Raw genomic sequence first — 13,399 nt, 5'->3', positions numbered from 1 at the left:
CATGGCAAAAAAGGATCAAAAATCACAAGAAAAAAAAGTTCTGACTGAGTGGCAGAAGCGAAATCTAGAATTTTTGAGAAAACAAGAAACCAAAGATTCAGGAGAGATGACTAACAAAACAGGCGTTCATCCAGAAAAAGCCACATCTCAGGAGGACAAAATACCAGTAAAAAAAAAGGTCAAGAAGAAAAAAAGAAAAAAAGTCAATACGACTAGCAATATCCCAATTGCACAACGAAATCTTGCGGGGCTTGTTATTTTTATAGCTGCGATTTTAATCGTATTTTCACTCTTCTTTATCTCGCCTTGGTCTAAGCAAAAGATTCTTACAGTATCAGGAACAAAAAATGCTCTACCGGAAGATGTGAAAGTTGCAAGTGGTATTCTTGATACAGATTATATTACTCACGTTTTTTTCAATCAAGAAGAGATTGCATCAACTGTTGAAAAAAACAACGTTTGGGTTAAAAAGGCTACGGTAACTTATAGTTTTCCAAATCAATTTAATATTGCAGTGAAAGAATATCCAATCGTGGCTTATCGTCAAACATCAAATGGATATGTTTCTATTCTTGAAAGCGGTAAGACTGGAGGGACTGTTTCAACAGGAAATCTACCAGATAAATTTATCACTTTAAAGACGGATGATGAAAAGAAAATTGAAGATTTAGTAAAAGAGTTGCATAAACTTGATAGTAAAATCAAGAATAATATTCAAATTATTAATTTAACGCCTACAAAAGCAACTACAGATTTGTTGACAATTGAGTTATATGATGGAAATTCTATTCGCGTTCCCCTCTCTCAATTAACGACTAAGTTACCTTATTACGAGAAAATTAAGAGTAAGCTTTCTGATGGATGTATTGTAGATATGGAGGTTGGCCTCTATACAACAACTCCTGAAGTAGAATCATCAAAAACTGATAAGGATAAAAAGAAAGATAAAAGCAAGACAGATAAGAAGGAAGACAGAGAAATTTCTGACGAGGGTCAGGAAACAACGACACTAACTGAACAAAATACTGAGAAAGAAGCTAATGCTGAAAATTCAGATGTTCAGGGAGTAGGAAATCCGACTGTTAATCAAGATAAAACTCTTCAATCTTCCCCCAGTCAAGGCTAATATTGAATAATAAAAACGTAAAATGCTGACATTTTACGTTTTTTTATGGTACAATAGTATCTGAATAATTCTGTATTTATACAGTTTACAAAGATATTGAATGGAAAGATTGAGAGGTCGAGTGAATGGCTAGAGATGGCTTTTTTACAGGATTAGATATAGGAACTAGCTCGATTAAGGTTCTTGTTGCTGAGTTTATTGATGGATCAATGAATGTCATCGGAGTAAGTAATGTTAAGAGTTCTGGTGTGAAAGATGGCATCATTGTTGATATTGACGCTGCAGCAAAATCAATCAAAACAGCTATTGAGCAAGCAGAAGAAAAAGCCGGTATTGTGATTGAACAAGTGAATGTTGGGCTTCCAGCCAATCTTCTTCAAATTGAGCCTACACAAGGTATGATTCCTGTAACAAGTGAATCAAAAGAAATCAAAGATGAAGATGTTGAAAGTGTTGTTCGATCAGCCTTGACTAAGAGTATTACACCTGAACGTGAGGTTATCTCACTAGTTCCTGAAGAATTTATCGTTGATGGCTTTCAAGGGATTCATGATCCTCGTGGAATGATGGGGATTCGTCTTGAGATGAGAGGCCTCATTTACACAGGACCAACAACAATTCTTCACAATATTCGTAAGACAGTTGAGCGTGCAGGTATTCGGGTTGAGAATATCATCATCTCTCCTCTTGCAATGACTCGTGCTGTCTTGAATGAAGGAGAGCGTGAATTTGGTGCTACTGTTATTGATATGGGTGGTGGTCAAACGACTGTTGCAAGCATGCGTGCTCAAGAACTGCAGTTTACCAATATTTACTCTGAGGGTGGCGAATATATCACCAAGGATATTTCAAAAGTCTTAAAAACATCTATGCAAATTGCAGAAGCGCTTAAGTTTAATTTTGGTAATGCTGACATTGAAAAAGCAAGTGAAACTGAAACTGTTCAGGTAGAGGTTGTAGGTGAAAATTCACCTGTTGAAATCACTGAGAAATATCTTGCTGAAATTATCTCGGCTCGTGTGAAGCATATCTTGGATAGAGTTAAACAAGACTTGACGCGAGGTCGCCTACTTGATTTGCCTGGTGGTATTGTCCTTGTAGGTGGAACGGCCATCATGCCAGGTGTAGTTGAAGTTGCTCAGGAAATTTTTGAGACAAATGTGAAACTTTATATACCTAACCAAGTTGGTATCCGTAATCCAATGTTTGCAAATGTAATTAGTCTTGTTGAGTATGTTGGTCTCCTTACAGAAGTTGATATTATTGCTCAGCAAGCTGTGTGTGGTGAAGAGTATCTTCGTCGTAAACCTATCGACAATGAGGCACCTACCTTGAGTATTGATAGAACTCATACTCCAGCACCTCGAGTGACCCCACAACCAAATCGTATTCCAGTTGAGAATACCGTCGAGGTACCTCAACCGGTTGATGAAGAAAATCATGAACAAAAACAAAAACTTGGAGATCGTGTTCGTGCAATCTTCGGAAGTATGTTTGATTAATTGAATCTAGTAAAAGCGAGGAAATAAAATGAATTTTTCATTTGATAGCGCATCAGTTCAGGGTGCGGTAATTAAAGTTATTGGTGTCGGTGGAGGTGGAGGAAATGCCATCAACCGAATGATTGAAGAAGGTCTTTCTGGTGTTGAATTTATTGCAGCTAACACGGATATTCAAGCGCTCAGCTCTTCTAAAGCAGAAACAGTTATCCAATTAGGTCCTAAATTGACTCGTGGTCTTGGTGCTGGAGGTCAACCTGAAGTTGGTCGTAAAGCAGCTGAAGAAAGTGAAGAAACACTTACAGAGGCACTTACAGGAGCTGATATGGTATTTATCACTGCTGGTATGGGTGGTGGTTCTGGTACAGGGGCAGCACCAGTTATTGCACGTATTGCTAAAAGCTTGGGTGCATTGACAGTAGCAGTGGTTACGCGTCCATTTGGATTTGAAGGTAATAAGCGTAGTACCTTCGCTATTGAAGGTATTCAAGAATTGCGTGAACAAGTTGATACTCTTCTTATTATCTCTAACAACAACCTTCTTGAAATCGTTGATAAGAAAACTCCACTTCTTGAAGCCCTTAGTGAAGCAGATAATGTCCTACGCCAAGGGGTACAAGGTATTACAGACCTTATTACCAACCCAGGTTTAATCAACCTCGATTTTGCTGATGTGAAAACAGTTATGGCAAATAAAGGCAATGCGCTTATGGGGATTGGTATTGGTTCTGGTGAAGAACGTATTGTTGAAGCTGCACGCAAAGCAATCTATTCACCGCTTCTTGAAACAACTATCGATGGTGCAGAAGATGTTATCGTTAACGTAACTGGTGGCCTTGATATGACACTTACAGAGGCAGAAGAAGCATCTGAAATCGTTGGTCAAGCTGCTGGTAACGGTGTTAATATTTGGCTTGGTACATCAATCGATGATACTTTGAAAGATGAAATTCGTGTAACGGTTGTTGCAACGGGGGTTCGTCAAGAGCGTGCTGAAAAGGTATCTGGTATGAAAGCTCAACCACGCAAAGTGACTACAGCTCCTTCACAATCGTCAGTTCCTAATCAGCAAGTTGCTCAAGAACAACAACGTCTAGGTTCTCAAGCTTCATTTGAACGTCAACCGAATTTCGACTACAATGAAACACATTCAATGTCACAACCAGGCGTTCGTCCAACTGTGGCAGCACCTCAACAAGAGCAATCAGCTTTTGGAAACTGGGACTTGAGACGTGATAATATTTCTCGTCCTAAGACAGGTGAACTTGATAGTCAATTGACTATGTCTACATTCTCAAGTGATGTTGAAGATGACGATGAATTGGAGACACCACCATTCTTTAAAAACCGTTAATAATGACTATAGAAGAAAATAAAAATGATGTTTATCAGGCGGTGAAGAGAGCATGTGAAAAAGCTAATCGCTCTAGCGAAGAAGTCAATATAATTGCCGTAACTAAGTATGTTTCAAGTAAAATCGCTGAAGAATTGGTTGAAACGGGAATTAAACACATTGCTGAAAACCGTGTTGATAAATTTTTAGATAAGTATCAGGCGTTAAAAAAATATGATTTGACATGGCACCTTATTGGTAGCCTACAACGTCGAAAAGTAAAGGATGTTATTAATTTAGTTGATTATTTTCATGCTTTGGATTCTGTTAAATTGGCAGAGGAAATTCAAAAGCGTGCGGATCATACCATTAATTGCTTCCTCCAAGTTAATGTTTCAGGTGAGGAGTCGAAACATGGTTTTTCACCTGAAGAACTTGACACTGTTCTAAATCAAATTAAAAATCTTGATAAAATTTGTATAGTAGGGCTAATGACTATGGCTCCAATTGATGCGAATACTCAAGAACTTGATAAGATTTTTGCTGAGACAAATGAACTTAGACAATCAATTCAAGATAAAAAACTAAAGAATGTTCCTTGTGATCAACTAAGCATGGGTATGAGTCGAGACTATGACATGGCTATTCAGAATGGATCAACCTTTGTTAGAATAGGCAGTGCATTCTTTAAAGAGAACGGAGAATAACCTTATGGCAATAAAAGATGCAATTGAAAAAATTGTTTCATATTTTGATGCCGACGAAGTAACAGATCATGAAGATGTTGCTAAAGAACGTCCAGTTAAAGTACAGAAAACTGAGCAGACACCACCTCAACAGCAACGTAAACCTGAGCGTCCTCAGGAAACAGTCCCTCCTCGTCGCCAACATATCAAATCAGACGTACAGAAAACTCAAGTCCTTCGTAGTTTACCTTTGAGTCGATCACAAGTTAATCAGGGATCCCAACAAATGAATACAACTAAAACTACTATTGCAATTAAATATCCTAAAAAATATGAAGATGCTCAAGAAATTGTAGAACTTTTGATTGAAAATGAATGTGTTTTAATTGATTTTCAATATATGTTAGAAGCACAAGCTCGTCGTTGTTTAGATTTTATTGATGGTGCTAGCAAGGTACTTACAGGAAACTTACAAAAAGTTGGTTCTTCCATGTACTTGCTCACACCAATCAACGTTGTTGTTGACATCGAAGAGATTAGTTTGAGTCATGGAAATCAAGAATCTACTTTTGACTTCGACATGAAGAGACGTTAAGCCATGTTTGTATTACTATATGTTATTTGGGCACGTGTTGTTAACTTGGTAGAGATACTCCTTGTAATCTATGCTTTGTTATCTTGGTTTCCAGGAGCTTATGATACAGCTCTTGGGAAGACTATTAGACAAATTGTTCAGCCAATTCTTGCACCATTTCGTAGGCTGAATTTGGTTTTTGCTGGTATTGATTTTTCAATTATCGCAATTATACTTTTGTTAAATTTCTCTCTTAGTATTCTTAAGGTTGTCCTATTTTGATGTTTGAAGCAAAAAATATTGAACAACATTACTCGTTAGAAGAACGTCTTTTTTTAGAAAAGGTTAGGGGATTTTGTCAATTAGTTGAAGATCGGTATAGCCCATATTTGACTGATTTCTTAAATCCTCGTGAAATCCAGATTGTCAAAGATTTAGCAAATTACTATAATTTAAAATTCTTTGTAAGTTCAACTTTTGATAACGAAGAGTATGGAAGAGTGATTCTTGCTCCGGATTATTATGAGCTTGATGAAGATGACTTTGAAATTAAACGATTAGAGATTTCTTATGCTAGACAATTTAATAAATTGACACATCCCAAAATTTTAGGCGCACTGCTTAATCAACTTGGTCTTGAACGTCAAGTATTTGGAGATGTTATTCTTGATGAAGAAGGCCGAGTTCAATTTAACATTGCTTCTCATCTAGCAAGCTATGCAATAATGACTATTACTAAAATCGGTAGGGTTTCGGTTACGCTTAGAGAAGTAAGTAAAGATAATTGGATTTCCAATCAAGAAAAATATTCTCAATCTTTTGTCTTGCTTTCTAGTATGCGTCTTGATAATGTGTTATCTACAGTATTAAAAACATCGCGTTCAAATGCTTTAAAGCTAATTGCTTCAGGCAAAATCAAACTTAATTATAGGCAAATTGAGAAATCTGATCAGATAATATCTATTGGTGATATGATTTCAGTTAGAGGTTTTGGCCGATTTCGTCTAGGGCAACAAGAAGGAATTTCTAAATCAGGAAAAGCCAAGGTCGTCATCGACAGTCTTCTAAGACGACAAAAGTAGGTATTTAATTTAAAAGCATCAGAGATGCTAATGAAACTTGAGGAGATCTGTAATGACAATTATAGTTCTTGATATTATCGAAAAATAGTTTACAACTAAATTTTGTGGATATAATGAACAAGAAGTAGATGATTTTCTCGATATTATTGTAGATGGTTATGAAGATTTAGTTCATTGAAATCGTGAACTTGTTGCTCATGTAAAAGAACTTGAAGAAATGGTAAAAAATAAAGGAGGCCTGTAATGGCAATCACAGCACTTGATATTAAAGATAAACAGTTTACCACTAAATTTCGTGGATACAATGAACAAGAAGTAGATGAATTTCTTGATATTATCATAGATGATTATGAAGATTTAGTTCGTGACAATCGTGAACTTACTACTCGTGTAAAAGAGCTTGAAGAAAAATTGGCTTATTTTGATGAAATGAAAGAATCATTGAGCCAGTCAGTTATCTTGGCTCAAGAAACAGCTGAAAAAGTTAAAGCTTCAGCAGCAGATGAATCAGCTAACTTGATTAACAAAGCCAACTTTAATGCGACACGCTTGATCGAAGAAGCTAAATCTAAGGCATCTGAAATTCTTCGTGATGCTACAGATGAAGCAAAACGTGTTGCTATTGAAACTGAAGAGCTTAAACGTCAAAGTCGTGTTTTTCACCAACGTCTTTTGGCTGCAGTTGAAGGTCAACTTAGCTTAGCAAGTGCTCCAGAGTGGGAGGAATTGTTGCAACCAACAGCTATTTATCTGCAAAACTCAGATGTTGCCTTTAAAGAAGTTGTTGAAAAAGTGCTGGATGAACATATTCCAGATTCAAACGATGCCGCTTCATTCGATGCGACTCGTCAATTCACTCCTGACGAAATGGCTGAACTTCAACGTCGCGCTGCTGAAAGCAATAAACAAGTTAAAGATTTCTCTAATTCAGATGTTGACGAAACAAATGATATTACTTCAACTCCAGTATATTTTGGTATTGAAGATTCATTCGAAAGTGAAGTAGCTAATTTTCCAATTTCTGCACCTGTAGACGAGGACAATGATTCGGAACAAGAAGCAACTGTTGAAAAAGATCTTAATGAAACACAAACTTTTAAATTAAATATTAGCGAATAAGAAAAATAAAACTTTCCAAATATATTAACAGCGAGTGGGAGATGGTGTGAGTCCTACATTCCCTATTTGGGTAGTTATCATTTTCTAGCGTTCTAGCTGAATTAAGTAAGCTAGAAGGATGGTCCTCCTTACGGACATTTGAGGGAGCAATGTTACTTGCTCTAAACTAAGGTGGTACCACGAGCTTTCGTCCTTTTTTGATGAAGGCTCTTTTTATTTAGTATAAAAAAATTAAAGAGGAGATATAATGAAACTTAAAGAAACATTAAATCTAGGTAAGACAGCTTTTCCAATGCGTGCTGGACTTCCTAATAAAGAACCAATCTGGCAAAAAGAGTGGGAAGAAGCGAAAGTGTATCAACGTCGTCAAGAGTTGAATCAAGGTAAACCACACTTCACACTTCATGATGGCCCTCCTTATGCCAATGGTAATATTCACGTGGGTCATGCGATGAATAAAATTTCTAAGGATATCATTGTTCGATCTAAATCAATGTCTGGTTTCTATGCTCCATTTATTCCTGGGTGGGATACACATGGTTTGCCAATTGAACAGGTATTGGCTAAGCAAGGCGTAAAACGTAAAGAACTTGATCGCGCTGAATACCTTAAGATGTGTCGTGATTATGCACTCTCACAAGTTGATAAGCAACGTGAAGATTTCAAACGTCTTGGTGTTTCAGCTGATTGGGAAAACCCTTATGTTACCTTGACACCAGACTATGAGGCAGCCCAAATCCGTGTCTTTGGCCAAATGGCTAAAAAGGGTTATATCTATCAAGGTGCGAAACCTGTATACTGGTCATGGTCATCAGAATCGGCACTTGCTGAAGCAGAGATTGAATATCATGATTTGGTTTCAACATCTCTTTACTATGCCAATAAGGTTAAAGATGGTAAAGGTGTTTTAGATACTGATACTTATATTGTTGTTTGGACTACAACACCATTTACAGTGACAGCCTCACGTGGTTTGACTGTAGGTGCAGATATTGAGTATGTTCTTGTAAAACCTGCTGGAGAAACTCGTAAATTTATTGTTGCTTCTGAATTGCTAAATAGTCTTTCTGAGAAATTTGCTTGGGAAGAAGTAGAAGTTCTTAATACTTACCGTGGTGATGAATTAAATCAAATCGTTACAGAGCACCCTTGGGACAGTGAAGTTGATGAACTTGTAATTCTTGGTGAGCATGTTACAACAGACTCTGGTACAGGTATCGTCCATACAGCTCCTGGGTTTGGTGAGGATGACTATAACGTAGGTGTTGCTAATGGTCTTGAGGTTGTAGTAACTGTTAACGAACGTGGAATCATGATGGAAAATGCCGGTCCTGATTTTGCTGGTAAATTCTACGATAAAGTAGCTCCGATTGTTATGGAGAAACTTGGAGATTTACTTCTTGCGAAAGAAGAAATCTCTCACTCATACCCATTTGACTGGCGTACTAAGAAACCAATCATCTGGCGTGCAGTGCCACAATGGTTTGCATCTGTTTCTAAATTCCGTCAAGAAATCTTGGATGAAATTGAAAAAGTTAAATTCCATTCTGAGTGGGGTAAAGTTCGTCTTTACAACATGATTCGCGACCGTGGTGACTGGGTAATTTCTCGTCAACGTGCTTGGGGTGTTCCACTCCCAATCTTCTATGCTGAAGATAGAACACCAATCATGACTGAAGAAACGATTGAACATGTAGCTAAACTTTTTGAAGAGCATGGATCAGTTATTTGGTGGGAACGTGATGCCAAAGATCTTCTTCCAGAAGGTTTTACACATCCAGGTTCACCAAATGGTGAGTTCACTAAAGAAAATGATATTATGGATGTGTGGTTTGACTCAGGATCGTCATGGAATGGTGTTGTTGTAAACCGTCCAGAGTTAACATATCCAGCTGATCTCTATCTCGAAGGTTCAGACCAATACCGTGGTTGGTTCAACTCATCACTTATCACCTCAGTTGCCAACCATGGTGTTGCACCATATAAACAACTCTTGTCTCAAGGTTTTGCACTTGATGGTAAGGGTGAAAAGATGTCCAAATCTCTTGGAAATACAATTGCTCCTAGTGATGTTGAGAAACAATTTGGTGCTGAAATTCTTCGTCTTTGGGTAACAAGTGTAGATACTAGCAATGATGTTCGTATCTCAATGGATATCCTTAGCCAAGTATCAGAATCTTATCGTAAGATTCGTAACACACTTCGTTTCTTGATTGCTAATACTTCTGACTTCAATCCAACAACTGATGCAGTAGCATTTGAAGATTTGCGCTCTGTCGATCAATATATGACTATTCGTTTTAACCAATTGGTTAAGAGTATTCGTGATGCCTATGAAAACTTCGAATTCTTGACTATTTACAAATCTTTAGTTAACTTCATTAATGTTGAATTGTCAGCCTTCTATCTTGATTTTGCCAAAGATGTCGTTTACATTGAGAGTGCTAAATCACTTGAACGTCGTCAAATGCAAACAGTCTTCTACGATATTCTTGTTAAGATTACAAAACTCTTGACTCCAATCCTTCCTCATACTGCAGAAGAAATTTGGTCATATCTTGAATTTGAAAATGAAGACTATGTTCAATTGTCAGAGTTGCCAGAAGCAGAAGACTTTGCTAATCAAGATGCACTTCTTGAAAAATGGAATGCCTTCATGGACTTCCGTGGAAAAGCTCAAAAAGCTTTGGAAGAAGCTCGTAATGAAAAAGTTATTGGTAAATCGCTTGAAGCTCATTTAACTATCTATCCAGATGCTGAAGTAAAAGAACTTCTTGAAAGTTTGAATACTAACCTTGCTCAACTTTTGATTGTTTCAGCTCTAACTATTGCTGAAGGAGATGTTCCTGAATCTGCTGTAAGATTCCAAGGTGTTTCATTCACAGTAGAACGTGCTGAAGGTGAAGTATGTGACCGTTGTCGTCGTATTGATCGAACTACTAAAGAACGTAGCTACAACGCGACTATCTGTAATCACTGTGCTAGCATTATCGAAGAAAACTTTGCTGAAGTTGTGGCAGAAGGTTTCGAAGTTTAAAGCAAAATAAGCTAAAAAGAGTTGCTCTTTGTTAGCTGTAGTGGGTGACGAAAAGATAACATCTAGAGAGGACCATATAGGTCTTCTCTTTTTGAATGTTCAGAGTGATGAAAACACGCTTCCTAAAGGTGATAGAGGTTGTGATAATTAGCGAACTCTTCTGAGAAATCCAGTGTCTTCTCAAGGACTTCATGTGGGTTTAAGGTTTGACAAAAGGTTTTCGAATGAAATGATTTACAAGATAACTTACGGCTGTCCTTTTGAGAGAGTCACCAGTGATTTTTTTAATCTCAATAAGGTAGTGAATTCTTATTAAACTGGTTCATAATGGCAATTCTTTTCTTTAAAAAGGCTCGATCAAGCTGCTGGATGATGTGGAAACGATCAATAATGATATTTGGGCATTTAGAAAAAGTCTTCGAACTAGTGGCATATAAGCTCCTGACATATCCATCGTGATAAACCTTACCTTTTGGCGTACTTTCAATGGATACTTCAAAAAGAAGTTTCGAATAGTGGTTTGGCGGCGATTATCGAGGATGGGTATGAGTTTGTTGTTCTCATAGTTTTGAGGCACAAAAGCGAATTCACCTTTCTTGAAACTAAACTCATCCCAGGACATAACAGCTGGTAGTTTGTCATAATGTTCCTTGAAATTAAACTGGTCAAGTTTGCGATAGACAGTGGACGTTGATACATGAAGTCTTCTGGCAATATCCGTGAGTGACATCTTCTCAGTGAGGAGTTGTGAGACCTTTTGTCGGCCTAGATTTGAAATTTGGTGGTTTTTCTCAACGATATATGTCTCAGACCCCGTGACTTGCCTACAACTTTCACACTGGAAACGACGTTTTTTCAGACGTAGTAGTATTGGTATTCCCGTTTTGCTTGAACCTCGATATGAGTATCCGTTTCAAAAACAAGAGAAATAATGATGTTAGGGTCTTTAATTCCGATTAATTCCGATTAATTTTGTGGTATTCTTCATAAGTCTCATAAGTTCTTCCTAATGATGGTTTTGTCGCTCTTCATTATAGTTCTTATGGGACTTTTTGTGTATACTTAAAAAGCTCTATAATCTCTACAGTGGTTTTACCCACTACAGAAATTATAGAGCCGATTTTTCAGAAAATATGTGAAAAGCTATTGAAATTATTCCAACAATTGTGTAAAATGGTAATTACCAATTCAGATTATTCTGAAAATTTGTTTTAGGAGATTTTTTATGTCACAAATAGAGGCAACTAATCAGTCTACCTGGCGTAGTAAAATAAAAGCAATGGGACCAGGTATCCTAATGGCATCTGCTGCTGTAGGTGGTGTTCCCACATCGTTTCCTCAACTCAAGCGGGTGCTTCTTATGGATGGGCCTTACTAGGTCTGGTTATTCTTGCCAATGTCTTCAAGTATCCGTTCTTCCGTTTTGGTGCGGAATATACCGCAGATACAGGAAAAACTTTAGTTGAAGGTTACGCTAAAAAGGGAAAATTTTACCTTTGGGTATTCTTCATCTTGAATGTCTTTTCAGCCTTAGTTAACACAGCGGGAGTTTCCATTCTATGTTCAGCCATCATTGCCAGTGCCTTTCCAATGCTTGGTTTGAGTATTACTACATGGTCAATTATTTTGGTGGCAATTATCTGGGGTATGTTACTCTTTGGTGGTTACAAATTTCTTGACGGTATGGCTAAATGGATCATGTCGGCTTTGACTATTGCAACAGTAGCAGCAGTTGTTATTGCGGCAATCAAACATCCGGAGTACAGAGCTGATTTCGTTGAAAAATCACCATGGCAGCTAGTTACCCTTCCATTTATCGTATCACTTCTTGGATGGATGCCTGCTCCAATTGAGATTTCAGCTATCAACTCACTTTGGTCAGCTGAGAAAAAGAAAACAGTTGATTTTAATAGCGAAGACGCACTCTTTGACTTTAACGTTGGTTATATCGGAACAGCTATACTTGCAGTATTCTTTGTAGCACTTGGTGCCCTTATCCAATATCCAACTGGTAAACCTGTTGAAGCTGCTTCGGCTAAGTATATTGCTCAGTTTGTCGATATGTACGCATCAGTACTTGGTAACTGGTCACGTTATTTGATTACCTTTATTGCTTTCTTGTGTATCTTCGGTACTGTAATTACAGTTATTGATGGTTACTCACGTGTGAATGAAACATCTCTTCGTCTTTTGTTTAACAAAGAAGATTCTAATGAGTCACCTTTGAAAGTTTGGATGACCTTGACATCTATTCTTGGTCTTATCATTATTTTCTTCTTCCAAGGTCAAGTAGCAATAATGCTTCGTTTCGCTATGATTGGTTCTTTCCTTACAACACCATTCTTTGCGCTTTTGAACTATGTACTTGTTACAAATGAGAAGAAAAACCTTCCAACTTGGTTGAAAGGGCTTGCTATTGCAGGTTTGATTTTCTTGTTTGGATTTGCTATTTTCTTTATCTGGGCTTTGGCTATTGGTAAAGCAGGATAAGATGATTAAACAGTTTCCCTTGGGAAGCTGTTTTTTTTAATTCTAAATATGAAGGAGAGGTTATAGCCGAGAACACAGAAAAAAGCCATTCCAATTAAAATGGCTTAACAACAAGAGGTTGCTTATTTGAGACCGTATTTTTTGTTGAAACGATCCACGCGTCCGTCTGCTTGTGTGAATTTTTGACGGCCAGTGTAGAATGGGTGAGAATCTGATGAGATTTCTACACGGATAAGTGGGTAAGTTTCACCTTCGAATTCAACTGTTTCGTTTGAGTGTTTAGTTGAACCGCTAAGGAATTGGTAACCAGTAGTTGTGTCCATGAATACTACTGGACGGTAATCTGGATGGATATCTTTTTTCATGTTAAAATATTTCCTTTCTGCCATGGTACTTTCCGTACCATAGTTTTTTTAACTATTTTAGTTTATCAAAAGCTAATCTTCTTGACAA

Annotated in this window: 8 protein-coding genes, 6 pseudogenes and 1 other annotated feature; of the genes and pseudogenes, 12 read left to right on the top strand and 2 right to left on the bottom strand. The window is 37.4% G+C overall.

Translation table 11 applies throughout. From position 1 onward, the window contains the following. Window position 1 precedes the first annotated feature (1 nt). The 11 genes and pseudogenes from MHH90_RS06195 to ileS all read left to right on the top strand — a co-directional run bounded on the left by MHH90_RS06195 (window position 2) and on the right by ileS (window position 10,456). Window positions 2–1,126 (top strand): cell division protein FtsQ/DivIB, encoded by a 1,125-nt coding sequence (locus MHH90_RS06195; protein WP_179972866.1) that lies wholly within the window; start codon window positions 2–4, stop codon window positions 1,124–1,126. Between the two features lie 125 nt (window positions 1,127–1,251). Next, window positions 1,252–2,628, top strand: a complete 1,377-nt coding sequence (gene ftsA / locus MHH90_RS06190; protein WP_116920190.1) for a cell division protein FtsA — start codon at window positions 1,252–1,254, stop codon at window positions 2,626–2,628. Between the two features lie 28 nt (window positions 2,629–2,656). Further along, a pseudogene (gene ftsZ, locus MHH90_RS06185) lies at window positions 2,657–3,662 on the top strand (cell division protein FtsZ); the annotation flags it as partial. Between the two features lie 158 nt (window positions 3,663–3,820). Next, window positions 3,821–3,979, top strand: a pseudogene (locus MHH90_RS10260) (cell division protein FtsZ); the annotation flags it as partial. A 2-nt stretch (window positions 3,980–3,981) separates the two neighbouring features. Then, window positions 3,982–4,665 carry a YggS family pyridoxal phosphate-dependent enzyme gene (locus MHH90_RS06180; RefSeq protein ID WP_100262408.1) on the top strand — a complete coding sequence of 228 codons (684 nt, stop codon included), beginning with the start codon at window positions 3,982–3,984 and terminating at the stop codon, window positions 4,663–4,665. 4 nt (window positions 4,666–4,669) lie between these two features. Beyond that, complete coding sequence (locus MHH90_RS06175; RefSeq protein WP_011681005.1) at window positions 4,670–5,239, top strand: cell division protein SepF; 570 nt, start codon at window positions 4,670–4,672, stop codon at window positions 5,237–5,239. A 3-nt stretch (window positions 5,240–5,242) separates the two neighbouring features. Continuing rightward, window positions 5,243–5,500 (top strand): YggT family protein, encoded by a 258-nt coding sequence (locus tag MHH90_RS06170; RefSeq protein ID WP_011681006.1) that lies wholly within the window; start codon window positions 5,243–5,245, stop codon window positions 5,498–5,500. After that, complete coding sequence (locus MHH90_RS06165) at window positions 5,500–6,300, top strand: YlmH family RNA-binding protein (RefSeq protein WP_084828718.1); 801 nt, start codon at window positions 5,500–5,502, stop codon at window positions 6,298–6,300. The genes MHH90_RS06170 and MHH90_RS06165 overlap by 1 nt, the downstream gene beginning before the upstream one ends. Before the next feature lie 97 nt (window positions 6,301–6,397). Further along, window positions 6,398–6,478, top strand: a pseudogene (locus tag MHH90_RS10255) (DivIVA domain-containing protein); the annotation flags it as partial. A 65-nt stretch (window positions 6,479–6,543) separates the two neighbouring features. Next, window positions 6,544–7,218: pseudogene (locus MHH90_RS06155) on the top strand (DivIVA domain-containing protein); the annotation flags it as partial. A 187-nt stretch (window positions 7,219–7,405) separates the two neighbouring features. Further along, window positions 7,406–7,617: a binding site (T-box leader), on the top strand. A gap of 49 nt (window positions 7,618–7,666) precedes the next feature. After that, window positions 7,667–10,456, top strand: coding sequence for an isoleucine--tRNA ligase (ileS, locus tag MHH90_RS06150; protein WP_100273363.1), 2,790 nt, complete (start codon window positions 7,667–7,669; stop codon window positions 10,454–10,456). 125 nt (window positions 10,457–10,581) lie between these two features. On the opposite strand, the pseudogene MHH90_RS06145 reads toward ileS, so the two are convergent. Beyond that, window positions 10,582–11,453: pseudogene (locus MHH90_RS06145) on the bottom strand (ISL3 family transposase); the annotation flags it as partial. Between the two features lie 228 nt (window positions 11,454–11,681). Between MHH90_RS06145 and MHH90_RS06140 the strand changes: the two are divergent. Beyond that, window positions 11,682–12,946: pseudogene (locus MHH90_RS06140) on the top strand (NRAMP family divalent metal transporter). A 122-nt stretch (window positions 12,947–13,068) separates the two neighbouring features. Here MHH90_RS06140 and MHH90_RS06135 read toward each other — a convergent pair. Beyond that, on the bottom strand, window positions 13,069–13,311 hold the full coding sequence (locus tag MHH90_RS06135) for a type B 50S ribosomal protein L31 (RefSeq protein WP_002945948.1): 243 nt from the start codon (window positions 13,309–13,311) through the stop codon (window positions 13,069–13,071). Window positions 13,312–13,399 lie beyond the last annotated feature (88 nt).

This window comes from Streptococcus sp. FSL E2-3488 (assembly GCF_038003585.1).
Taxonomy (GTDB): domain Bacteria; phylum Bacillota; class Bacilli; order Lactobacillales; family Streptococcaceae; genus Streptococcus; species Streptococcus thermophilus.
This window is presented reverse-complemented; position numbering and strand designations above follow the sequence as displayed.

What these genes read in the sequence shown, in the direction of transcription:
- MHH90_RS06175 (WP_011681005.1), top strand. Translation starts at nt 4,670, where the DNA reads ATGGCAATAAAAGATGCAATTGAAAAAATTGTTTCATATTTTGATGCC.
- MHH90_RS06180 (WP_100262408.1), top strand. Translation starts at nt 3,982, where the DNA reads ATGACTATAGAAGAAAATAAAAATGATGTTTATCAGGCGGTGAAGAGA.
- MHH90_RS06135 (WP_002945948.1), bottom strand. Translation starts at nt 13,311, where the DNA reads ATGAAAAAAGATATCCATCCAGATTACCGTCCAGTAGTATTCATGGAC.
- ftsA (WP_116920190.1), top strand. Translation starts at nt 1,252, where the DNA reads ATGGCTAGAGATGGCTTTTTTACAGGATTAGATATAGGAACTAGCTCG.
- MHH90_RS06170 (WP_011681006.1), top strand. Translation starts at nt 5,243, where the DNA reads ATGTTTGTATTACTATATGTTATTTGGGCACGTGTTGTTAACTTGGTA.
- MHH90_RS06195 (WP_179972866.1), top strand. Translation starts at nt 2, where the DNA reads ATGGCAAAAAAGGATCAAAAATCACAAGAAAAAAAAGTTCTGACTGAG.
- MHH90_RS06165 (WP_084828718.1), top strand. Translation starts at nt 5,500, where the DNA reads ATGTTTGAAGCAAAAAATATTGAACAACATTACTCGTTAGAAGAACGT.
- ileS (WP_100273363.1), top strand. Translation starts at nt 7,667, where the DNA reads ATGAAACTTAAAGAAACATTAAATCTAGGTAAGACAGCTTTTCCAATG.